Genomic DNA, 204 nt, shown 5'->3' on the forward strand with positions numbered 1-204 from the left:
TAAATGGACCAACAAATTTACCGACTAAAAATCCAATAATAATCGTGAAAATTGGAGAAATCAAAATATCTAATTTCGTTCGACCGGCATATAGTCTTGATACTTCAGTTGCGACTAAAACCGCAATAAAACTTCCAGCTACGCCTCCGAACTCATACGCACTATACCCGACTGTCACTGCTGAAAACACGACGAGTGGATGTG

General features: G+C 39.7%; 1 protein-coding gene. It reads right to left on the bottom strand.

Going from position 1 to position 204, the window contains the following annotated elements; all coding sequences use genetic code 11:
- The coding region (locus HMPREF3029_RS09015) for a PTS sugar transporter subunit IIC (RefSeq protein WP_210400792.1) at nt 1-204 on the bottom strand (204 nt) is incomplete at both ends.

The organism is Nosocomiicoccus sp. HMSC059G07, assembly GCF_001815515.1.
Lineage (GTDB): Bacteria > Bacillota > Bacilli > Staphylococcales > Salinicoccaceae > Nosocomiicoccus > Nosocomiicoccus ampullae_A.